This is a genomic window from Thermaurantiacus sp., assembly GCF_053487655.1.
Genome location: NZ_JBRCLD010000022.1, coordinates 1 through 21,544 on the forward strand (window position 1 = coordinate 1; position 21,544 = coordinate 21,544).

At 67.9% G+C, this 21,544-nt stretch carries 21 protein-coding genes and 1 tRNA gene; 12 read left to right on the plus strand and 10 right to left on the minus strand.

The features are described from left to right. The 4 genes from ettA to ACWIQA_RS02315 form a co-directional block, all read left to right on the plus strand. The coding region (gene ettA / locus ACWIQA_RS02300; protein WP_448581450.1) for an energy-dependent translational throttle protein EttA at positions 1 to 1,627 on the plus strand (1,627 nt) is incomplete at its 5' end. A gap of 230 nt (positions 1,628 to 1,857) precedes the next feature. Beyond that, complete coding sequence (locus tag ACWIQA_RS02305; RefSeq protein WP_448581451.1) at positions 1,858 to 1,995, plus strand: hypothetical protein; 138 nt, start codon at positions 1,858 to 1,860, stop codon at positions 1,993 to 1,995. Further along, positions 1,980 to 2,321, plus strand: coding sequence for a type II toxin-antitoxin system PemK/MazF family toxin (locus ACWIQA_RS02310; RefSeq protein ID WP_448581452.1), 342 nt, complete (start codon positions 1,980 to 1,982; stop codon positions 2,319 to 2,321). Before ACWIQA_RS02305 ends, ACWIQA_RS02310 begins: the two co-directional genes overlap by 16 nt. 98 nt (positions 2,322 to 2,419) lie before the next feature. After that, a complete protein-coding gene (locus ACWIQA_RS02315; protein WP_448581453.1) occupies positions 2,420 to 3,514 on the plus strand; it encodes a hypothetical protein in 1,095 nt (364 codons plus the stop codon). Positions 3,515 to 3,520: 6 nt separating this feature from the next. Here ACWIQA_RS02315 and ACWIQA_RS02320 read toward each other — a convergent pair whose 3' ends face one another. From ACWIQA_RS02320 to ACWIQA_RS02330, 3 genes are all read right to left on the minus strand, one after another. Continuing rightward, positions 3,521 to 4,873 (minus strand): hypothetical protein, encoded by a 1,353-nt coding sequence (locus tag ACWIQA_RS02320; RefSeq protein ID WP_448581454.1) that lies wholly within the window; start codon positions 4,871 to 4,873, stop codon positions 3,521 to 3,523. Beyond that, positions 4,866 to 6,272 carry a glycosyltransferase gene (locus tag ACWIQA_RS02325; protein ID WP_448581455.1) on the minus strand — a complete coding sequence of 469 codons (1,407 nt, stop codon included), beginning with the start codon at positions 6,270 to 6,272 and terminating at the stop codon, positions 4,866 to 4,868. Before ACWIQA_RS02325 ends, ACWIQA_RS02320 begins: the two co-directional genes overlap by 8 nt. Positions 6,273 to 6,526: 254 nt before the next feature. Continuing rightward, complete coding sequence (locus ACWIQA_RS02330) at positions 6,527 to 7,144, minus strand: acyl-homoserine-lactone synthase (protein ID WP_448581456.1); 618 nt, start codon at positions 7,142 to 7,144, stop codon at positions 6,527 to 6,529. Positions 7,145 to 7,270: 126 nt separating this feature from the next. Here ACWIQA_RS02330 and thyA point away from each other — a divergent pair, with 126 nt between their 5' ends. The 3 genes from thyA (at position 7,271) to ACWIQA_RS02345 (ending at position 9,826) form a co-directional block, all read left to right on the plus strand. After that, positions 7,271 to 8,179, plus strand: a complete 909-nt coding sequence (gene thyA, locus ACWIQA_RS02335; RefSeq protein ID WP_448581457.1) for a thymidylate synthase — start codon at positions 7,271 to 7,273, stop codon at positions 8,177 to 8,179. Between the two features lie 202 nt (positions 8,180 to 8,381). Then, positions 8,382 to 8,891 carry a dihydrofolate reductase gene (locus ACWIQA_RS02340; protein WP_448581458.1) on the plus strand — a complete coding sequence of 170 codons (510 nt, stop codon included), beginning with the start codon at positions 8,382 to 8,384 and terminating at the stop codon, positions 8,889 to 8,891. A gap of 11 nt (positions 8,892 to 8,902) precedes the next feature. Next, on the plus strand, positions 8,903 to 9,826 hold the full coding sequence (locus tag ACWIQA_RS02345; RefSeq protein WP_448581459.1) for a bifunctional riboflavin kinase/FAD synthetase: 924 nt from the start codon (positions 8,903 to 8,905) through the stop codon (positions 9,824 to 9,826). A gap of 2 nt (positions 9,827 to 9,828) precedes the next feature. On the opposite strand, the gene ACWIQA_RS02350 is transcribed toward ACWIQA_RS02345, so the two are convergent. From ACWIQA_RS02350 to aroA, 3 genes are all read right to left on the minus strand, one after another. Next, the gene (locus tag ACWIQA_RS02350; RefSeq protein WP_448581460.1) at positions 9,829 to 11,094 is read right to left on the minus strand and encodes a cytochrome P450; all 1,266 of its coding nucleotides are present in this window, start codon (positions 11,092 to 11,094) and stop codon (positions 9,829 to 9,831) included. A 55-nt stretch (positions 11,095 to 11,149) separates the two neighbouring features. Then, positions 11,150 to 11,323: a (2Fe-2S)-binding protein gene (locus ACWIQA_RS02355; protein ID WP_448581461.1), complete on the minus strand. Its 174-nt coding sequence runs from the start codon at positions 11,321 to 11,323 to the stop codon at positions 11,150 to 11,152. 105 nt (positions 11,324 to 11,428) lie between these two features. Beyond that, on the minus strand, positions 11,429 to 12,784 hold the full coding sequence (gene aroA, locus ACWIQA_RS02360) for a 3-phosphoshikimate 1-carboxyvinyltransferase (RefSeq protein ID WP_448581462.1): 1,356 nt from the start codon (positions 12,782 to 12,784) through the stop codon (positions 11,429 to 11,431). Positions 12,785 to 12,888: 104 nt separating this feature from the next. Between aroA and ACWIQA_RS02365 the strand changes: the two genes are divergently transcribed. Together ACWIQA_RS02365 and ACWIQA_RS02370 are read left to right on the plus strand one after the other, a co-directional pair. Beyond that, entirely contained in the window at positions 12,889 to 13,215 is a 327-nt protein-coding gene (locus ACWIQA_RS02365; protein WP_448581463.1) for a TIGR02300 family protein, read from the plus strand. A gap of 209 nt (positions 13,216 to 13,424) precedes the next feature. Then, positions 13,425 to 13,500 (plus strand) — tRNA-Ala (locus tag ACWIQA_RS02370). 3 nt (positions 13,501 to 13,503) lie between these two features. Here the strand turns inward: ACWIQA_RS02370 and ACWIQA_RS02375 are convergent. Beyond that, positions 13,504 to 14,742 (minus strand): serine hydrolase domain-containing protein, encoded by a 1,239-nt coding sequence (locus ACWIQA_RS02375; RefSeq protein WP_448581464.1) that lies wholly within the window; start codon positions 14,740 to 14,742, stop codon positions 13,504 to 13,506. 117 nt (positions 14,743 to 14,859) lie between these two features. Between ACWIQA_RS02375 and ACWIQA_RS02380 the strand changes: the two genes are divergently transcribed. Continuing rightward, the gene (locus ACWIQA_RS02380) at positions 14,860 to 16,092 is read left to right on the plus strand and encodes a cytochrome b/b6 domain-containing protein (RefSeq protein ID WP_448581465.1); all 1,233 of its coding nucleotides are present in this window, start codon (positions 14,860 to 14,862) and stop codon (positions 16,090 to 16,092) included. A gap of 3 nt (positions 16,093 to 16,095) precedes the next feature. On the opposite strand, the gene ACWIQA_RS02385 is transcribed toward ACWIQA_RS02380, so the two are convergent. Genes ACWIQA_RS02385 through ACWIQA_RS02395 form a run of 3 tightly spaced genes read right to left on the minus strand, consistent with a single transcriptional unit; the run spans position 16,096 to position 18,947 of the window. Beyond that, positions 16,096 to 16,434, minus strand: a complete 339-nt coding sequence (locus ACWIQA_RS02385; protein ID WP_448581466.1) for a hypothetical protein — start codon at positions 16,432 to 16,434, stop codon at positions 16,096 to 16,098. Further along, complete coding sequence (locus ACWIQA_RS02390) at positions 16,427 to 17,566, minus strand: methyltransferase domain-containing protein (protein ID WP_448581467.1); 1,140 nt, start codon at positions 17,564 to 17,566, stop codon at positions 16,427 to 16,429. The genes ACWIQA_RS02385 and ACWIQA_RS02390 overlap by 8 nt, the downstream gene beginning before the upstream one ends. A 4-nt stretch (positions 17,567 to 17,570) precedes the next feature. Next, positions 17,571 to 18,947, minus strand: coding sequence for an FAD-dependent oxidoreductase (locus ACWIQA_RS02395; protein ID WP_448581468.1), 1,377 nt, complete (start codon positions 18,945 to 18,947; stop codon positions 17,571 to 17,573). Between the two features lie 119 nt (positions 18,948 to 19,066). Here ACWIQA_RS02395 and ACWIQA_RS02400 point away from each other — a divergent pair, with 119 nt between their 5' ends. Together ACWIQA_RS02400 and ACWIQA_RS02405 are read left to right on the plus strand one after the other, a co-directional pair. After that, on the plus strand, positions 19,067 to 20,299 hold the full coding sequence (locus ACWIQA_RS02400; RefSeq protein ID WP_448581469.1) for an MFS transporter: 1,233 nt from the start codon (positions 19,067 to 19,069) through the stop codon (positions 20,297 to 20,299). Positions 20,300 to 20,303: 4 nt separating this feature from the next. After that, complete coding sequence (locus ACWIQA_RS02405; RefSeq protein WP_448581470.1) at positions 20,304 to 21,452, plus strand: FAD-dependent monooxygenase; 1,149 nt, start codon at positions 20,304 to 20,306, stop codon at positions 21,450 to 21,452. The last annotated feature ends 92 nt before the right edge of the window (positions 21,453 to 21,544 follow it).

Genomic DNA, 21,544 nt, shown 5'->3' on the forward strand with positions numbered 1-21,544 from the left:
GCCCAAGCCCATCCTCAACAACATCCACCTGCAATTCTATCCTGACGCCAAGATCGCCATCATCGGCCCCAACGGCTCGGGCAAATCGACCCTCATGAAGATCATGGCCGGGATCGACCGCGACTTCTCGGGCGAGGCCTGGGCGGCCGAAGGCGTGCGGGTCGGCTATCTCCCCCAGGAGCCCCAGCTCGACCCCGCCCGGACGGTGCGCGAGAATGTGATGGACGGAGTCCGCCCCGTCGCCGACATGCTCGAGCGCTTCAACGCCATCTCCGCCGAAATGGCGGACCCGAAGGATGATACGGACTTCGATGCGCTGATGGCGGAAATGGGTGAGCTTCAGGAGAAGATCGACGCGGTTGATGGCTGGACTCTCGACAACCAGCTCGAAATCGCCATGGATGCGCTCCGCTGCCCGCCCGCCGAAAGCCCGGTCACCAACCTCTCCGGCGGCGAGAAGCGCCGCGTCGCGCTCTGCCGGCTCTTGCTCGAGAAGCCCGACATCCTCCTCCTCGACGAGCCGACCAACCATCTCGACGCCGAGTCCGTCGCCTGGCTCGAAACCCATCTGAAGGAATATCGGGGCAACGTCATCCTCGTCACCCACGACCGCTATTTCCTCGACAATGTCGTCGGCTGGGTGCTCGAACTCTATTATGGCCAGGGCATCCCCTTCGAGGGCAACTATTCCGCCTGGCTCGAAGCCAAGGAACGGCGGATGAAACAGGAGGCGCGCGAAGAGGAGGCCCGTTCCAAAGCCATCGCCCGCGAGCTTGAGTGGATCCGCTCCAGCCCCAGGGCCCGCCAGGCCAAGTCCAAGGCCCGCATCACCGCCTTTGAGGAGCTTGTTGCCAAAGGGGAAGTGAAGCGCAGCAGCGAGCGCGAGATCCTGATCCGCGTCCCCGAACGGCTGGGAAGCGAAGTCATTGAGGCCATCAACATCTCCAAGGCCTATGACGACAGGCTCCTGTTCGAGAATCTCTCCTTCCGCCTGCCGCCGGGCGGGATCGTCGGCGTGATCGGCCCCAACGGTGCGGGGAAGACGACCCTCTTCCGCATGATCACCGGCCAGGAGAAGCCCGACTCGGGCACGATCACCATCGGCGAGACGGTCCACCTGGGCTATGTCGACCAGAGCCGGGACCATCTCGATCCCAACAAGACGGTGTGGGAGGAAATCTCCGACGGGAACGACCGCTTCACCTTCGGCAAGGTCGAAGTTGCGACGCGCGCCTATGTCGGCGCCTTCGGTTTCAGGGGGCCCGACCAGCAGAAGAAGGTCGGCCAGCTCTCAGGGGGCGAGCGCAACCGGGTCCACATGGCGAAGATGCTGAAGGAGGGCGGCAATGTCCTCCTCCTCGACGAGCCGACCAACGATCTCGATGTCGAGACGCTCCGAGCCCTTGAAGAAGCGCTTGAAAATTTCGCCGGCTGCGCGGTCGTCATCTCCCACGACCGCTTCTTCCTCGACCGGCTCGCAACCCATATCCTCGCCTTCGAGGGGAACTCCCATGTCGAATGGTTCGAAGGCAATTTCGAAATGTACGAAGCCGACAAGCGCCGGAGGCTGGGCGACGCCGCCGACCGGCCGCATCGTCTCCAGTACAAGAAGCTGACGCGCACATAGCCAAAGGCGCACGGCGCCAGCGCGCAGTCCCTGGCCGCCGAGACGGCGAAGGCTCGGCCGGCGGGGCAAGCCGCCGCCGCGGCTTTGCCGAAGCAGAGGCTTGAACCCGTCCGACGACGAGAGCCTCCGGCGGCCGGGGCCTGAGGCCCCGGACCCCCATCCCGTCATCCCGGCGCAAGCCGGGATCCCGAGCGGTCGTGTGCCCCGGCCAGTTATGCACCAGGCCCGCCGTGCCTGGTCCATCCGACCCCTGCGACCTGCACTTCCTCGCAGAAGCCCACCGCCAGGGCGAAGCAGTTGCCGCCAGCGCCACCGAGGCTGACGACCAGACCTTCGTCGACTCCATCACCGAGTGGCCGGCGCACTGAAGCGCGGCACGCTCGTCACGGTCGCCGGCGGCCGCGGCTCCGCCGGCAAACCCCGCCCCGCGGTCATCCTTCAGGATGATCGCTTCAGCGAAACCGCCTCAGTCACCATCGCCCTCCTCACTACCACCGAGGTGGACGCGCCCCTTCTGCGCCTGCCCCTCGGGCCGACGGCAGAAACCGGCCTTGCCACGCGGTCCTTCATCATGGTCGACAAGCTTGCCACAGTTGCCCACACCCGCCTCGGCCCGCCCATCGGCCAACTCCCACGGGAAACCCTCACCCGTCTTCGCCCCACCCTATTCGTATTCCTCGGCCTCACCGACTGATCGGACCGGGCCATCTCCCGCCGCCCAGCCGTCATCCTGCTGTCCAACCACTTGCCCGCTGCGGAAAAGTCCCGCAAGAAATGGCCCAGATGTCGAGAATGCACAGTCTGATCTCCCGTATCCGGACCGGGCTTCAAGCTGGCAGCTATCCCAACGAGGCTACGGTCTCGACGAGCATCGTGGTTCCGCTCCTTCGCGAACTCGGCTGGGATGACAGCGATCCCACGGCCGTGTGTCCGCAGTATACGACCGGTCGTGGCCGCGTGGACTATGCCCTGTTTCCGCGGCCGGGAAGTCCGGCCGTCTTCGTCGAGGTGAAGGCCGTCGGGCGCACCAGCGACGCCGACCTCCAGCTTTTCACCTACGCCTTCCACGAGGGCGCCCAGATCGCAGTCCTGACCGATGGCCGGATCTGGAGCTTCTACTTGCCGGGGCAGTTCGGGTCCTACGACGAGCGCAGGGTCTACCAGCTCGATCTTCTCGAGCGGGACGCAACGGAGGCCGAGCATCGCATCCATCGCTATCTCGCCAGGGACCGTGTGGTGACAGGCGTTGCGCTTGCCGACGCCCAAGCCGACTACCACGATCAGCGCAACCGTCGCGAGGCCGAACGCATCTTGCCCCGGGCCTGGTCGGAGCTCTTGGCGGAACCCGACCCGGACCTGGTCGAGATGCTGCGAAGTCGCGCGGAGGTCATGTCCGGGCACCGCCCGACGAAAGACGCCATCGAGGCATTTCTGCATGCCCAGGTTGGAAACGGTTCGCCAACGAAGCCGCCGAAACCGTTGCCCGCGTCCCTGGCACGCCCGGCGGCGGCACCGGCTGAGGCGTCCCCGCCTGACCGACCGGCAGGCGGCGCGAACCGCTGGAGATTGCGCGGCAGGTCAGGCAGCGCGCGGGACCAGGTCGAGGCCTGGGTCGGGCTCCTGACAGCGCTTTTCGAAACCTTTCCTGACCGTCAGGAGAATATGGCGGCTGCCGTCCGAACCCGGAGCCGCAACAATATCGCACGCGAGATCAAGGACATCTATCCCGCGAAACCGGAGATTGCGCTGCGTTCACACCGCCTGATCGTCCCCGGCTGGTATGTCGGGACACACGAGAGCAGCGTTACCAAGCTCCGGATCGCCAGGGCGGCAGCTGGTGCCTGCGGCCTCGCATGGGGCGATGAGGTCGATCTCGAACTCAGCTGACCTGCTTCAGAAATCGCTGATGATGGTCAACGCGAGTCCCGATCCGGGCTCGGCGTTGCCGGCGACCTTGACCCGGTAGTCGAGCTGGGCCGCGACCGGGGCGTTGCCGAAGCCCATCCGGAGGAGCGGGCCGAGATCGAACCGGTGCGAGGTGATAAAGCCCTGCTGGCCGCCAGCCCATGCGCCCGCACCCGCCTCGAGCCGGAAGCGATCGAGGGTGATGAGCGGCGTGGTCGCCTTGCCCTCGGCGCCGGCGTAGAAGTCCGTCTCCTCGAAGCCGATGAGGCCGCCCTCGCCATAGACGCTCAGGTCGACCGGCCGGCTGCGGACCTTGATCTTGACGGAAGTCCCCCCGGCAATCCGCGCCGACCAGTCGTCACGGCCGAACTGGCCAAGGCCAAAGCGCCGCTCGATGGCGGCATGCACGGGAAGCCTTGGGAACGGATCGACCCGGATGCCGATTGCGGCCTCGGTCGTCTCCGGGTCGATCTGGCCGCGCGCATCAGATCCAGTTGCAACCCTGGCAAAGGCCGTGATCCGCTGCTTCGCCAGCGGGTCGAGGGTCCAGCCGATATGGGCTCCGGTCTGGCTGCTTCCAAGGACGGGCGCGGCGGCAACCGCATCGCCTTGCGCGCCGTCGCGGGCGAGCGCGTAGAAGCCCAGCGAAAGCCGCCGCCGAAGCGCCTTCAGGTCGGCCGCCCAGGCCGAGGCCTGCGGTGCCTCCGGGTCGAGCGCGACGGCGCCGGCAAGCCGCTCGGCAGCGCCGCGGCGGTCGCCGGCCCGGAGCGCCTCATAGCCCGAGCTCGCCAGGCGGAAGGCCTCCTCGCGTTCCCTGGCCGCAGCCGGCGCCTTCGCCGGTTCGGCTGCGGCCGTTGCTGGCGGTGCGGCCGGCGCGGGCGAGGGGGGTGGCGCTCCCATGGGGGCAAGAGACCATGCCGTGTCGCTGTCCCGCGCTGCCGCCGGACGTCCGCTCTCGTGCACGATGCGGACGACCGTCTCGGGCGCTGCCGTTGCCCGGCCATGCGCCACCTGCCGCGGCTGCCCGCCCGGACCCCATCCCGCCGCGACCAGCCGCCCGACCGTTTCCGCTGCCACCTGCGAGGCCACCTCGGACGCAATGGCGGCCACGTCCTGGGGCGTGATGGCATTCGCCACGGTCCCGGCTGCGACCGGCGCGCCGCCAACTGCTGGCCCGGCTGCATCCCTCACTCCCAGAAGTGTGCGCAAGCGGGCTTCCTCGGCGTCACGGTCGGCGAGGAGGTCGGGGAGGCGCCCCGCTGCCCAGCCGAGTGCGAGGATTCCGACAATCTGGTAGAGGCGAAGCGCCTGGCCGCTGCGCGCGGGAACCTCCTCAGCCATTGGCCTGACCCAGCGAGCCCGGAAAGCGATGCGCTGTCTTGTCCCAACCGCGGCGCTGGCCCGAGAGCAGCTCCGCCCGATAGCTGTCCATGGCCTTGAGCGCCGCCAGCGCGTTTACCAGGTTGCCGACCGGCGCCCGCAGGATCGCGAGCATCGCCTGCACCGGCCCGGCAACGCGCCAGGTGAAGAGCGCGCGCAGCAACAGGCGCCAGGCAAGCACCAGCGCGAGCCCGGTCATCAGCCAGCGGAATGGGGAGCGCCACCCGCCTTCGCCTGCGAGTTCGGGGCCCAGTTCGGCTGGCGGAATTCCGGCCAGCGCCGCAAGGCCCCGCCACAGCAGCACCAGCGCAAGGACGGCATAGGTCGCGAGCGCCAGAACCGAGGTTGCCACCGTCTTGCGGTCCCGGAGCAGCATCCACCGCGCCTGGAGCCCGCCGCTCCAGCCAAGCCGGTCCCAGCCAGTGAGCGCGATTCCAAGAAGCCAGCGCGACTTCTGCCTGACTGCGGCCGGCAGGCTGTCGGGGAAATAGCTTCTGACTGCAACCAGCCTGCCCTCGACCCGGTGCCGGACCATGCAGGCGGAAAGGCCGAGGCGATGGATCCGGTAGCCGAGCTCATAATCTTCGGTGAGGCTGGTCGCGTTGAACGGCGTGCGATCGGGTCCCTCGAGAAGGGCCATGGCGGCGCGGTCGATCGCAGTACCCACGCCTGCGCTCGGCACTGGCGCCCGGAGCAGGGTGCGGACCATCATGTCGCGGGCGTGGGCGCTTGCGAATTCGTCGAGATAATGGCCACTGACAAGCGAGTCCCCGTGCCCCACGAGCGGGATGACCGGGAGCTGCACCATGGCGGCGCGCTGCAAGGCCCGCTCGAAGACGGCAAGCTCCTGCGGGTCCACCAGGTCCTCGGCATCATGGAGAACGATGGCGCGAAACCTGAGCCCAGTTGCTGCCTCAAAGTCGCAAGCCGCGCGCCAGAGATGGTTGAGACAGTCGGCCTTGGTGGTGGGGCCTGGGTGGGAGGTGGTGACAAGCGTGACCCGCGCATCCCCGGCGGCGACTGCGGCAACCGCGGCGGCCGTGTCGGGATCGTTGGGATAGACGCCGACGAAGACCCGGAAGTCTGGATGATTCAGCCTTGCAAGCGTTGCGCGGAGCATTGCTCCGATCACGCGCGATTCGTCCCACGCCGGCACCAGCAGGGCAAAGCGGCTGGGCGTTGCCGGCGCTGGTGGCAGGCCGGCAAGCTTCCCGCGGGCAAGCGCAATCGGTGTCAGCAGGTCAACGGCGATGTCATCGAGGGCGTTGAGGAGAATGAGGAGCCCGGATAGCCACAGGGACTCCCGGACCAGCACGGCAAGAAGGGCAAGGACGGGGAGCAGGAGCTCGAGGGGTGCCATCAGGCCCGGCGGCCAAGGCCTGGTGCCCGGGACAGCGCTGGCCACCGGGATCCATGCATCCGGCGCGCGCGCTGCGTCATCCGCTGCAGGCAGCGCTTTTCTCCCCTGTAGGGGTGGACGCTCCAGGACTGCCAGGGCGAAGGACACGGGGAGGGCCGTGCCCGTCCTGGGGGAACCAGCCCCGGAGCGTCCGGGGAACCGGATGGCTTCATGCAGCGCAGGGTCGGAAATCGCCGCATGAAACCAGCGGCCCCCTAGGCGTTGAGGTCGAGCCTCAAGACCTGATCGGGCAAGCCGAACTTGGCCCGGAAAAGGGTGAGTGTCTCTGGCTTCACATTGACCATGAGGGCGCCCAGCATCTGGCCGCCAATCTCCTTTGGCAGGCCAAGCGGCTCGACATCCCAACCAGTCGCAAGAAGCTGCGACAAATAGGCGGTGTGGGTCATCATGGTGTAGCGGCGGATCCCGACCGTCAGCGCATATTCGATGAGTGCAGTTGCCAAACGCTCGCGCACGGCATTGTGGGCCTCCCAGTCGGCCAGTTGCGGCGACGTGCACAGCCGGGTGATCTCGTAGACGTCGGGTCCGCGCGGCACTTCGCCCTCAACCAGCATCGGGAAGATGTCGCCGAGGATGTGCCGCCCGGTGGTCGGAAGCAGCCGGACGGAGCCGAGGTGCATACCCGTTTCCGGATCGGTGGCAGCGAGATAGATGGCCTGGTCGGTATCAAACTCGTCCATCTCATAGCGGCCGTGGACGACGGGCACTTTCCACTTCAGCCGGTCGACGAAGACCGTCTTGCGGTCGGCATGCATCGCCCATAGTGTGGCTGCATGGGCTTGCCGATTGCTGGCGTCGATAACCTGAACCATGCCGGCTTCTCCCCGCACGTGGCGAGGAAAACCTAGCGAGCAGCAGTCCGGCTGCGGAATATCCCCGATCGGGGGTGATGGCTGGCCCGGCTTGACCTGCAGCGCAGCCGAAGCCACCCGCAGGCCATGCGAGACGATCCCCCGCCCCATCCCGAAGCCGCCATCCAGGATCTCGTCCGCAAGGTATGGACCAGGGGCCGGGAGCGCCATGACCGCACTGGCACGGGCACGCGGGCGCTGTTCGGCACGATGCTGCGCTTCGACTTGTCCGACGGCACCGTCCCGCTGCTCACCACCAAGCGGGTCTTCTGGAAATCCGCGGTCCGGGAATTGCTGTGGTTCCTCTCGGGTGAGACCAGCATCCGCCCGCTCGTCGCCGAGGGCGTCCACATCTGGACCGACTGGCCGCTCGACCGCTACCGCCGCTTGACTGGCGAGGCCATCGACCGCGACACGTTCGAAGCCCGGATCCTCGCCGACCCCGACTTTGCAGCGCGCTGGGGTGACCTTGGCCCAGTCTATGGCAAGCAGTGGCGGCGCTGGCTCGGCCCCGACGGCCGCGAGCATGACCAGCTTTCCTCCCTCGTCGAGGGGCTCCGGACCAACCCGACAAGCCGGCGCCATATCTTCACGGGATGGAACGTGGCCGAGCTCGCCCAAATGGCGCTGCCGCCCTGCCACATGACCTACCAGTATTTCGTGGCCGAAGGCCAGCTCTCCGGAATCCTCTACCAGCGCAGCTGCGACCTTGGCCTTGGCTTTCCGTTCAACATCTTCGAAGCCGCGCTTCTGCTTCGCATGCTTGCCCAGCAGTGCGATCTTGCACCCCAGGAACTCGTCTGGGTGGGCGCAGACGTCCACCTCTACTTGAACCATGGCCATCTGGTGGAAGCCATCCTCGCCCGCGCGCCGCGCCCCTGGCCCAAGCTTCATCTCGCCCGGCGCCCGCCCGACCTTTTCTCCTACCGGCTCGAGGACGTCGTGGTGGAAGGCTATGCTCCGCATCCCTATGTCCCGGCTGCGGTTGCCGTCTGACTGCACCCTATCCCAAAGGCGAGCGATACTGCCCCCCACAGACATCCGAGGCCGGTGCGAACCAGGCCAGAGCGCAGCCCTGGCGCATGCGTCTTGCTCCTCAGCGCGCACCCCGGCTGCGACGGCGGCACTGGCCGTGCCGCCAGGGAGGCGTCCGGGCAGGGGCAGTTGCGCCTCTGCGCCCAAGCGCTACTCCTGCAGGATGCCTCAAGAAGAAATCATCCTCGTGGTGGCGGCGGCCGAGAATGGCGTCATCGGCCGTGCTGGCGTCATGCCCTGGCATCTTCCCCATGATCTCCGCCGGTTCAAGCGCATGACGACAGGCCACCCGGTCATCATGGGCCGGCGCACGTTCGAGGCGATCGGCCGGCCGCTCGCTGGTCGCCACAACATCGTCATGACCCGTGATCCCGCCTGGCGCGCGGAAGGCGTGACGGTCGCTGCCAACTTGGCCGAGGCGATCGCTGCTGCCGGGCGCGACCCACGGGCAGGGCGCATCTTCGTGATCGGCGGTGCGCAAGTCTATGCCGAGGCCTTGCCGCTTGCCACTGCGATCGAGCTTACGCGAGTCCATGCGCGCCCTGAAGGCGACACCTGGTTTCCAGGGCCAGACCCAGCCCACTGGGAGCGCAAGGCTGCCGAGCCTGGTGCTGGCGTCACCTTCGAGCGCTGGGAACGCCGGCCGCTTTCCCCTGCCGCCAGGCTCGGCTAACGCCACCGCGCATGCAGGTCATCCGGGACGGGGGGTCGGCGCCACCGCCCTTGCGCGGCGGTGCAGTTGCCATCGGCAATTTTGATGGCGTGCATCTTGGCCATCAGGCTGTCATTGGCGCGGCCGTGCGCTGGGCCCGCGCGCGCGGGGCACCCGCGCTTGTCGCGACTTTCGAGCCCCATCCGTCGCGCCATTTCCGCCCCGATGCGCCTCCGTTCCAGCTCACCAGCCTCGACCAGAAGCTCTGCCATTTTGCTGCCCTGGGAGTCGATGGCGCCCTTGTCATTCCCTTCAACGCGGCCTTGGCTTCGCTTTCGCCAGAGAGGTTCGTCGACGACTGGCTGGTCGGCAGGCTTGGCCCCGGTCACCTCGTCACGGGGGCGGACTTCAGCTTCGGCCACAAGCGCAGCGGCAGCACGGCAACACTTGCGGCACTGGGCGCTGCACGCGGCTTCTCAACCGAAGCCTTGGGCGCAGTCGAAGCCGAAGGCGCGCCAGTCTCCTCAACAAGGGTGCGCGCTGCACTTGCTCTTGGCGACACAGGCCTTGCCACCCGGCTCTTGACGAGGCCCTTTGCCATCGCTGGACCTGTCATCCATGGGGACAAGCGCGGACGGACCATTGGCGTGCCCACCGCCAACATGGAGGCCGGCGCCTATGTGCGCCCGCGCTATGGAGTCTATGCCGTGAGGGTCACGCTTCCCGATGGCAGCCGCGCTGCCGGTGTCGCCAATTTCGGGGTGCGGCCAATGTTCCAGCCCCCGCGCGAACTGCTCGAGACCTGGATCCTCGACTGGGAGGGGGATCTCTACGGCAAGCTGCTGGAAGTCGGCTTTGTCGCCTATCTGCGCGAGGAGCGGCATTTGGACGGGCTTGCAGCGCTCAAGGCGCAGATCGCCGAGGACGCTGCACGGGCCCGCCGTGCCCTTGCCTGAACCTATTCCGGACGCGTCAGCACGGGCAAGCGTGCAAGACCGCGGAATCCCGGCAGGCTGCGGTAGACCGGCGCGCTCTCCTCGAGCCTGAGGTCGGGAAAGACAGCGAACAGCTTCTGGAACACGATGCGGCCTTCAAGACGCGCAAGCGCTGCCCCGATGCAGCTGTGCGCCCCGCCGCCGAAGGCAACATGCGGTGCCGCACCCGCGACATGGCGGTCGAGCCGGAACTGGTCCGGGTCGGGGAAGACCTCGGGGTCGCGGTTGGCCGCGCGCAGCAGCGCGAAGATGGGCTGGCGCGCAGCGACAGGAACGCCGGCGATTGTCATTGGCGCAGGCGCGATCCGGACGGTGAAGTCAATCGGGCCTTCCATGCGGAGCGTCTCTTCGACAGCTGCGGTCGCAAGTGCCGGGTCCGCCTTCAGACGGGCGAGCTCTTCTTGATGCTCGAGCAAAAGCTTGACCCCCGAGGCGATGAGATCGGTCGTGGTCAGGTTGCCGCCGACGAGAAGCGCAGTCAGGTTGATCATGATCTCGCGGTCGGAAAGCGGTGCACCTTTGGCCTGTGCTTGGACCATGTCGGTTACGAGATCGTCGGCCGGTGCGCGCCGGCGCAATGCCATGAGTTCGGCGAGATGGGCATGGAGCGCATCCGTTGCAGCCAGGGCCTCGGCATCCTGCTCTGCCGAGCGCAGCGGATTGAGAGTCAAGATGATGCTCTCCGACCATTGGCGGAATTCCTCCTGCCGCTCGGGGGCAACACCCAGGATCCGGGCAATCGCATGGATGGGCACGGGAACGGCAAGCTCGCTCACGAGATCGAAGGCGTGGCGGTCGGCAAGCCCTGACAGCACGCGTTCCACCACGTCTTCCACCAGCGGCCGGGCCCGGAACACGCGGGCATGAAACGCCTTCTGGAGCGGAGCGCGGATCCGCAGATGGTCGGGCTGGTCAAGCATGAGGATGCTGGTACGCTCGCCCGCTGGCACTGTCGGGTCGACTGGGCGCAGCTCAGTGAAGCGGTAGAATAGGCTCTCGGGCGCGGCCCGCGAGGGATGCCGCCACAGATGGGGATCGTTCAACAGCCGGCGCGCGTCCGCGTGGCGGGCAAGGAGCACATGCCCGGTTACCGGGTCGGCATGAACGGGGCAACGCGCTCTGAGATCCGCAAGACGCGCTTCCGGGCAGGCGCTGTAGGCCGGATCGGCGGCCATGAGGTCGAGAAAGCCTGGCAGCGGCCGGCTGGAAGACGCATCCGCTTCTGTCATGGGGACAGCCAATAGCGCATGACGCGCTCTTTGCGAGAGCCGAGGCCGAAGATGTTCAGGCCGGCTGCGGCGCCGACTTGCGGACAAGGGCGCGTGCGACTGGAACGCACATCCCGCATTGCGGACGGCAGCCAAGCCGCTCATAGGCTTCCTTCTCGCAACGCACCCCCTCGCGCACCAGCGCTTCGATCTGGCTTTCCTTGAGGGCATTGCAGATGCAAAGATACAAGGTGGAAACCCTCCAAGCTGCCTTTGCGAATCCCTTGCAGCAAGCGCCTGCCAGTTGCAAGTGATTTGCACAACAAGAGCTGGTTGGTCTCTCAGGGGCTCCGGCTCAAGCGTCTACCGGTGTTCGCAGCTCCGCGCCAAGCTCTTGCATCATCTTGAGAAAGTCCGGGAAGCTGGTGGCGATCGGGCGGCGGTCGGCAATCACCAGCGGTGCCCGGCACCGGAGCGACAGCAGCGCGAAGCTCATGGCGATCCGATGGTCGAGCCGGGGGTCGATTCGTGCACCCCCCGCCGGGGCGGTGCCATCCGTCCCTTCGATGTCGAGCCCGTCGGCATGTTCCACCACCGGCACGCCAGCCGCGCGCAGCCCTTCTGCCATCACGGAAAGTCTGTCGCTTTCCTTCACGCGCAGCTCCTCAAGCCCCCGGAACCGGCTTTGCCCCCGGGCAAGGGACGCCGCCACGAACAGGGCGGGAAACTCGTCGATCATGGTTGGCGCCAGCGAAGGCGGAACTTCGATTCCTGTGAGTTCTGAGGCTTCGACGACGAGATCTGCGACGGGTTCGTTGCCCACGTTGCGGAAGTTCGCGCGCGCAATCCGCGCTCCCATTGCATCGAGCATGCGCAACAGCCCATCGCGAGTCGGATTGAGGCCGACGTTGCGGACCGTGACCCGGCTTCCTGGCACCAGCAGCGCTGCAACAATTGGAAAGGCAGCAGAAGACGGATCTCCCGGCACCACCAGGTTGTGCGGGCGCAATTCGGCAGGCCCATCGACCAACACCGCCCGGCTGCCGTCTGCCTGAGCTTCCATCCGGATGGCGGCTCCAAACAGGGCCAGCATCCGCTCGCTGTGGTCGCGCGTTGCAACCGGCTCGATGACAGTCGTGGTCCCGGCCGCATTCAGCCCGGCTAGCAGCACCGCACTTTTCACTTGCGCTGAGGCGATGGGAAGCCGGTAGGTGATGGGAAGCGCCGGGGCGAGGCCCCTGACGGTGAGCGGCAGCCGGTCGCCTGGTGCCATGCGGATCTCCGCGCCCATCATTTCAAGCGGAGTGGCCACTCGGCCCATCGGCCGGCGCGACAGCGATTTATCGCCGATGAAGGTGACAACCAGGTCATGGGCGGCAACAAGGCCCATCAGGAGGCGGGCCGAGGTGCCGCTGTTCCCCATGTCGAGTGCAGTTTCGGGCTGGAGCAGCCCGCCCACGCCCACGCCATCCACTTCCCAGCAGCCAGGACCCGTGCGGGTGATGCCTGCCCCCATATGGCGAAGTGCTGTGGCCGTTCGCAAAACATCTTCGCTCTCAAGGAGGCCCTCTGCCCGGCTGCGTCCGACGGCAAGCGCGCTCAATATGAGCGCGCGGTGCGAGATCGACTTGTCGCCTGGCACTGCGACGTCGCCAGCAAGCGGACCAGAGGCGACGAGGGCAAAGGGCTGCGGCTCGAGTTCTAGGGCCATGGCGGTCGGGCCTTGCACGGGCCGAAGCAGTGTGGCAAGGCGCGCGCCTTCGCTGGCTGGGCCAGTTGGGTCGCCGCGAGGTTTCGCCGCCCTGGAGACTGTTCGTGATCAAGCCGGAATGGGGCACCAAGCGCACTTGCCCCAAGTGTAGCACCCGCTTCTACGATCTCGGCCGCGATGAGCCCGTCGTGTGTGTCGAATGCGGCTACCAGTGGGTGCCAGAGCCGATCCTGAAGTCGAAGCAGGCGCTGCCGTTCGAAGTGGCCAAGACCGAGGCTGACGCCAAGCCTGGCGAGGCTGCCGGCAGCGAGGATGATCTCGATCTCGAAACGGTCGCTGACGAAGGCGAGGTCTCTGCTGACGATGAAATCGACATCGGTGACGATGATATCGGCGATGTCGCGGTCGACGACCAGGATGAGGAGCGCTGACCAGCTTCGCGCCCTAGGATTGAAGTCCAAGGTCGGGAACCGGTCACCGGTGACTTGACGCGTGTCTATCCTGAAGCGCGTTGGAGCACGCGCCGGCAGGCTGGCTGTTCGATGGCGCCAGGTGTGCGCTCGTCTTGGGGGTGCTTGCAGCAGGCCGGGCTTTGGATTAGGGCAGCGCCCTCCCGCGCCCCAGGCGGGAGGAAGGTGACGGGGCCGTAGCTCAGCTGGGAGAGCGCTACAATGGCATTGTAGAGGTCAGGGGTTCGATCCCCCTCGGCTCCACCATCCTTACTTCTGCGCTACGAGCTGCGCCTGGCCCGGCCCGAGCCCCCGCAAAATCCGGTTGAGAAACAGGGCATTGTCCCATTCGGGCTGCTTCGGCGGCGGTCCGCCCATGCGCAGCACCACGAGATCCGCTGAGGGCACAATATAGACGACCTGGTTGGCATTGCCGTCGAACAGGAAGGTGTCGGCGGCAAGATAGGGCTCGGAATGGAGCACCTTGGGTGCTGGCCGCTTCGGGTTGGCGAAGCCGCGCCGCTCGACATAGGGGCCGGCGACCCACACACCGAGGCCATAGTGCGGGTTCTCGCGCGTCGCCTGCCGCATCTCGGCGACATAGCCTGCCGGCAGCAGCCGGCGGCCGCCAGCCATTCCGTCGTCCTTGAGGAGCAGCGCAAGGCGCACCCAGGTTTCGGCGGGAAGCAGGATGCAGCAGCCCGAATGCGCGAGCCCGCCGGCCCGGCTCACCCAGACCTTGCCACCTGCAGCACCGATGGGTGCCAGCACCTCGCGCCCGATGAAATCAGCATAGCGCCTGCCCGAAGCCCGCTCGATGACCAGCGCCACCAGCTCGGATGTCACATTGCTGTATTCATAAATGCTTCCCGGCGGATCGGTCAGCGGATAGTCCTCGACGATGATCCGCTCATGCGCAGGGTGGAGATAGGCGCGCGACCAGGGATCGCCCGGCTCGGGCGAGAAGCCCTGCGCCAGCAGCCCCGAGCGCATGTCGAGCAGGTGGCGGACCTTGATTGCCGCCTTCGGTGTTCCCTTCCATTCGGGGATGAAGTCGGCGACGGGCTGGTCGAGCGAGGCGATGTGCCCGAGCGCGATGGCACGGCCCACGGCAATGGCGGTCAGCGGCTTGGCGAGCGAGCGCGAGACGAGCAGCGTCTCCCGCGTGGCTCCGCCGAAATAGCTCGCCTCAACCAGCGCCCCCCGGCGCCACACCAGGAAGGCCGACGAGTTCGCCGCCGCGGCCACTTCCCGCGCCTCGGCCAGCGCCCCGGCGTCGAGTCCGCGCGAGGCAGGTTGCGCAACCGGAAGCGGCTTCGCTGCCCTCGCCCCCGGCACGACCTCCATGGGCTCGTAACTCGCTGCCTCGCCGGATGGGTTCGCCATCATCGCCCGGTGCCGCGCGAGATAGATCCGCTCCGCCTCCTCGGGCGCGATCGGCGGATAGGCGGGTGCCGCGGCGATCCCGAACGCCGCCGTGGCGAGGAGGAGAAGCTGTCGGCCAGGCATCGAAGACAGGGTAGGGCGAGCGCGGGGCGCGATGACCGGGCAGGCGAATTTGTCCGCGATGCGGAGAACGGCCGCACCCCTCCGTCGCTTCGCGCTGGCGCTCCCTAGAGCCCGACCATGCTGTCGCGTCGCTGGTCCGGCTATTCCCGCACCGGAACACTCGCCGGCTGGCTGCTCGCCCTTCTCTACCTTGTCCACGCCGGCCTCACCACCGCGCTCGCCCGGACCGACCGGGCGCTCCCGCTGCGCGAGGAGCTTCGCGGCTGGCATTATGTGGTCGGCACCCTCCTCTTCGTGACCGCCCTTGTCCGCCTCCGGGCCTGGCTTTCCGAGCGGCCGGCCCCACCGCCGGGCCTTCCCGCCTCCGCCTTCGCCTGGGGCCGCGCGCTCGCCTTCGTCGCATTTCTTCTCATGCTGTTCGCGCCGCTCCTGGGGCTCCTCTATGCCTGGTCGGACGATCTTCCCGTCCATCTCGGGCCGGTCACCTTGCCCGCCCTCGTCGGCCGCGACCGGGCGCTGTGGCAGGCGACCGGCTATTTCCACTCCGGCCTCGGCTTCATGCTGGTGGTATTGAACCTCGCCACCCTGCTCACCGCCGCGCTCACCTCGCTCCGCTTCCGCCACGGCCTCCTCTCCGCCTTTCCACCCGGCCATGGCGCCTTCGCCTTCCTCGGCTTCTCCTCGACCGTCTACGCATTTGCCACCTTCCGCTCGCCCGAGCCGGGGCCGGTGGCGGTCGCCGTCTTCTGGGCACTTGCCGCCGGCTGGGCCCTGCTGGCCTGGGCGGTCCATCGCAACCGGCCCCCCGTTCCGCGCAGCCGAACTGTCTCGCCGTTCGCGCGCGGACTTGCCGCCGCGGGTGCCGTCGCGCTCCTTAGCTTCGGCGCCTGGGGGCCCTATGGCATGTTCCGCGTCACGCCCTTTGCTGCACCCGCGGATGTCGCTGCCGTCGACGGTGTCGAATGGCATACAAAGCCCGCTGTCACAGAGCTTGCGATCCGCCCTGCTGATGATTTCGAGCGCCAGGTCGAAGCCGAGACCTTCAAATGGTGCACCTTCTGCCACAACATGCAGCCCGGTGGCGGCCAGCACAAGGTCGGCCCCAATCTCTACAACATCATGGGCCAGCGCGCCGGAACCGTGCCCGGCTTCGGCTATTCGGATGCCATGCGAAGGGCGCGCGAGAGTGGCCTCGTCTGGACCGAGGAAACGCTCGCTGCCTATATCGCCGACCCGCAAGCCTGGATGCCGGGAACCTCGATGATTGTCTCCTCCGGGCCCATTCCCGACCCGAAGGTCCAGGCAGCAGTCGTCAATCTCTTGAAGCGCGCCACTGCGCCTGCCGACTAGCGCTCAGAGCTCGCCGCGCTCAATCCGGCCGATCGTTTCCCAATAGTCCCCTGGCTCCTCGCCTTCGAGCTCGACTTCAAGTGCCGCGAACACGCGTGCGATGAGGGCCTCGCGCCGCGCCTCGCGCCGCTCGCGCTCGGCAAGGTCGGGCACATGGGCATCGACCGCCCCATGCCCCACGCCCGAAAGCGTCTCGAGCGTCGCCACCCGGTCCGCCAGGACCGAGACTTCCGAGGTGAGCGCCACCAGCATCGCCAGCAGCCGGTCGATGGCGGGCTCGTCGTGGAAGCGCGGCCGCGCGCCCTTCACCCGCCGCGGGAAGGGTGGCAGGGGCTCAGTCATCGCGGAACGCCAGCAGCGCAAGGAAGCCCCGCGCGCCCGCCTTCGGGTCATCGGCGGCATTGTTCTGGCTCTGGCGGACGACGTCGGCACGCAAGGTTGCAAGCTCCACCCTGCCGAACCCGGCGGCCCGCGCTTCGGCCTCAAGGTCAAGGTGGCGATAGCGCCGCCAGAAGGGCTCGTTGTTATAGTGGGTCTCATTTTCCTGAAGGAAGGTGGCCCAGGGGTCGTCGTCGAACCGGGGCTGGTCGACATGGAGCATCACCCCGCCGGGGGCGAGCAACCGCCGGCTTTCGGCGAGAATGGCCGGCAGGCCCCGGAGCGACGTCTCGTGCAGCATGATGGACGAGGTCACGAGGTCGAAATGGCCGTCCGGAAAAGGGGTCCGCTCAGCATTGGCCTGGACGAAGTGGACGGCGACGTCGAGCGATTCGGCCCGCACATGGGCGTGGCGCAACAGCGCCGCCCCCACATCGATTCCGGTCACTTCGGCCGCGGGGAAGGCGGAAGCCCAGGGAAGCGTCGCATGGCCCACGCCACAGCCCATGTCGAGGATGCGGCGCGGCGCGAACTCCGGAAGCCGCGCCATGAGGAACCTGGCCGCGAGCTGGCCGACGGCGTCATTCAGCCCGCCCATCAGCCCCGACATGTAGAGATAGACGCCCCGGTCATAGACTGCGCCGGCGCCGGTGTCGCCCTCGCCGCGGTCAGCAAGATAGCCGCCGGGCATGCAGTGGATGTCGATCGCGCCCACATAGGCTGGCGCCTGCACTTCAGGATCGAGCCGGAGCGACCCCTTCGGCGCCCCCGGCATCGGGACGCGCCCCAGCCGCCCGGCCGGCGGAATGACCGCCTCCCAGATCATCTCCTGCGACGCGCGCCGGGCCGAGAGGTAGAAGCGATACCAGGGGTCGGCATCCATTGCTGCGCGGATGTCGGCTGGGGACTGCGGCCGCCGGCCGTGGCGCTTCTCGAAGGCCCCGGCCGCGCGGCGGTCGAAGATGGTCCGCGTTCCCGGCATCCAGGTCGAGGTCACGCGGTTTCGGAGCGTGAAGGCGAAGTCGGCCCGGGCCCGGTCGTCATGATCCCCCATCGCGAGCCCGGCGTGGGCCTCCTGCTCGGCAATGCGCTTCATCCCGTCACCTCGTCTGTTGGCCAGCCAGCCGTGCTGCTGCCACGCCGGCAAGCCGCCCCAGCCCCGTTGCTGCAAGGAGGCCGTTGCCGGCAATGTAGCCCGAAGCACCGGGCCCGGACAGCCCGCGCGCGGTGCCGCCGGCTGCGAACAGGTTGGGAAGCGGGCGGCCATCGCGGCGCAGCACCCGGGCCTCTGCGTCGACCACCATTCCGCCCTGGGTGTGGAACAGGGCGCCGGTGACCCGCGCGGCATGGAAGGGCGGCGCCAGCACCGGCCGCGAGGCGAACCGCCGGCCGAAGGGGCAGGGCGCGCCGCTCCGGGTGAGCCTTTCCACTTCGGTGAGCGTGGCCGCCAATGCCGCTTCCGGAAGCCCGGTGCGTCTGGCAAGTTCCGCGACACTCTCCGCGCTCACGATGGCACCAGCGGCAATTGCATCGCGGGTATCGTCGAACTGGTCGAGCACGGCCTGGATCCGCCCATCCCAGATGCTCCACGCCACTCGGCCCGGTTGGGCGTTCACGGCCGCTGCGGCTTCCGAATAGCCACGGGATTCGTCATGAAACCTGAGGCCGTCGCGGTTTACCTGCACACCGCCCTCGGTCATGCTCGGCCAGAGGATGGGCACCGCATGGCCTGCTGCCAGCCCGCCATGGCCCTGGTAGCTGTCCATGTCGGCGAGCGCCGCGGCGAGACGCTCGGCGAGCGGCAGCCAGTCGCCTCGGCAGCCGGGGTGGCTGTGCAAGGCTGCCCCCGCCATCTCGGGGAGATAACGCGCCACGAGGTCCGCTGCACTGGCAAAGCCGCCCATGGCCAGGACCAGCGCGCCGCAGCCGACCAGTTCATGTGCACCATCGGGCCGCTCGAGAATGGCCGCCGTCACTCGCCCGTCCGCCCCGGCCTCGACCTCGGCGAGCCGGGCCCGAGTGACGATCGCAACATTCGCTCGTTCCACCGCGCGCGCCAGCGCTGCGACCAATTCGGAACCGGTGCGGTTGGGCGTTCCCATCATCCGCATCACCGAGTGGCCGGGATAGGTGAAGCCGGTCACCAGCGACAGCGGCACATGATGGCGCTGCAGCCAGGCGACCGTCGCCGCCGATTCCCGGGCGAGCCGGCCGACGATGGTGGTATCAGTGCGGCCGCCGCTTTTGGCCAGAATGTCCCGGGCGAGAAGATCGGGCGTATCGACGATGCCGAGCGCTTCCTGCTCGGGCGTGCCGGCAGCCGGAATAAGTCCGGTCGACATGGCGGTCGTGCCAGCGAGCCGGGAGTCCCGCTCCACCAGGAGCACGCTTGCACCGGCATCGGCGGCGGCGAGCGCGGCAACCAGGCCGGCAGCGCCCCCGCCTGCGACCAGCACATCGACCTCTGCCGTTTCCACGCCCGCGCCTTGCCCGCGTGACGCGGCGAGCGGCGCGGCGGCCGTGCGCGATTGTCCGCCACGCGGAGGAATGGCCCGCGCCCTTGCCCCGGGGTCGCAAGCGATGGCCAGAAGCAGCAATGCGCGATTCTGCAGGCAGGCGCGAATTTGAGCTTGGATGGCAGGCTGTGCTCGCAGGCCTTGTCGGTGTCATGTTCGGGATCTCGGCGCTTCCCTTCTACACGCTGGGCCTGTTCGTCCGCCCCCTCTCCGAGACTTTCGGCTGGTCGCGCGAGGCGATCCAGTGGGGCTTCACCATGCAGATGCTGGGCATGCTCGCAGTCGCCTGGGGCTATGGTCTGCTTACCGATCGGTGGGGCGCGCGCAGGGTCGCGCTCCTGTCGCAGGTGGGCCTCGGCCTCGGCTTCCTCGCCGTCGCCGCCGTGCAAACCCTGCCGCAATGGTATGCGGCCTGGTTCCTTGTCGCCCTCCTCGGCGCTGGCACTTCGCCCATTACCTGGACCCGGGGGGTCACCGGCTGGTTCGATGCCGCGCGCGGCACCGCGCTTGGCCTGATGCTTGCTGGCACCGGCATCACTGCCGTCCTTGCACCACCGCTGGTGACAGCGATCATCGCCGAACATGGCTGGCGTGCCGGCTACCTTGCCATTGGCGCCAGCGTGCTCCTCGTTGCCTTGCCGCTGGTTGCCCTCTTTTTCCGCGACGCGCCCGCCGCCACCCCGACCCTCGCCAGCGGCGCCCTGCCCGGACTTTCGCGGCGGGAAGCCTTCGCCTCGCGCGGCTTCTGGGTAATGCTCCTCGTCTTCTTTCTCGTCACCTTCGCGGTCTCGGGCATCATCCCGACTCTCGTCCCCCTCCTCGTCGATCGCGGCTTCGCGCCCAGGGATGCCGCCCTTTTCGCAAGTCTCGTCGGCGCTGCCGTAATCATGGGGCGGATTGTCGCTGGCATCCTCCTCGACCGCTTTTGGGCACCCGCTGTTGCTGCCATCTTCCTGCTGCTTCCCGCCGGCTCCTGCCTTCTTTTGGCGCTCGGCAGCATCATCAGCCCGGCCGTCATTGCGCTCGCCGTCATTCTCGTGGGTCTTGCGGCCGGCGCCGAGTTCGACATCGTCGCCTATATGGTCAGCCGCTATTTTGGCATGGCCCACTATGGCCTCGTCTATTCGCAGCTGATGATGGGCATGCTGGTGGGCGGCGGCTTCGGTCCGCCGCTGTTCGGCCGGGTGTTCGACCAGACCGGAAGCTACACGCCCATCCTGCTCGCGGCCTCCCTCATCTTCTTTCTCGCCCCTTTGCTTCTGCTCACGCTGGGGCGCTATCCCCGCTTCGCTGCGGAGCGAGCCGCGGCCTGACCGGATGCAGGTCGCCATCATCGGTGCAGGGCTCGGCGGGCTCACCGCCGCTCTCGCACTTGCCCGCATGAGGCTTGCGGTCACCGTCTTCGAGCAGGCCGAAGCGCTCGGCGAAGTGGGTGCGGGGATCACCATCAGCCCCAATGCCGGCCGTGTGCTCGATCATCTCGGCCTTGGCGAGTCCATCCGGGAGCGCGGCGTTCTCCCCGGCACCCAGCATATCCGCGATCTCGCAACCGGCCTGACCCTCCGCACCCTTGCCCGCGATGCCGACCTCGAGGCCCGCCATGGCGCGCCCTACCGCCACCTCCACCGCGCCGATCTCCATGCGCTTCTTGCCGGCGCGGTCGAGGAAGCGGCACCGGGAAGCATCCGCCTCGGCCACCGCCTGGCCGATATCACGCCCGACGGCCGGATGCGCTTCACCGGCGGCGCCGAAGCGCGCGCCGATGTTGTGGTCGGTGCCGATGGAGTCCGCTCGACCGTGCGGGACTGCCTCTATCCGACCGAGCCTCCCCTCTTCACTGGCCAGGTCGCCTGGCGCGGGCTCGTGCCGACCGACGCGCTTCCCGCCGAGGTCGCAGCCGAGCCTCCGGGCATCTTCATAGGCCCCGGCCGCTTGGTGCTGCGCTACCCGGTGCGCGGTGGCGCGCTCACCAACTATGCCATCTTTGTCGAGACCGCGGAATGGCAGGAGGAGAGCTGGTCCACTCCCTCTACCCGCGCCGAGCTCCTCGCCCACCTCGGAGCCGCCTGTGCCAGTGTCCGCCTTCTCGTCGAAGCCACGCCGCCGGCCTGGCTCTTCAAATGGGCGCTGTTCGCCCGCGAGCCGCTGCCATCCTGGTCTGTCGGGCGCGTCACCCTGCTTGGCGACGCCGCCCATGCCATGCTCCCGTTCATGGGCCAGGGTGCAGCGACAGCGATCGAAGACGCCATGGTGCTCGCCCGCGCCCTTGCCGCCCATCCGCCAGATGAAGCGCTCGCCCGCTACGAGGCCGCGCGGCGCGAGCGAACAGCGATGGTCCAGCTCCAGTCCCGCCTGCTTGGCCTTCGCTTCCAGGGGAAGGACCCGGAAGTCCTCGGCCGCGGCCCGCTCATGAACGAGGAGGAACTCGGCCTGTTCGCCTATGATCCTGTGACAGTTGCCATCTGATACCAAGGTTCGTTGACGATGACTCATCGTCAACAAACGTTCGGCCTGCCGGCCGGCACGTGAGGAGCGCTTGCGCGTCCCGGTGACCGCAA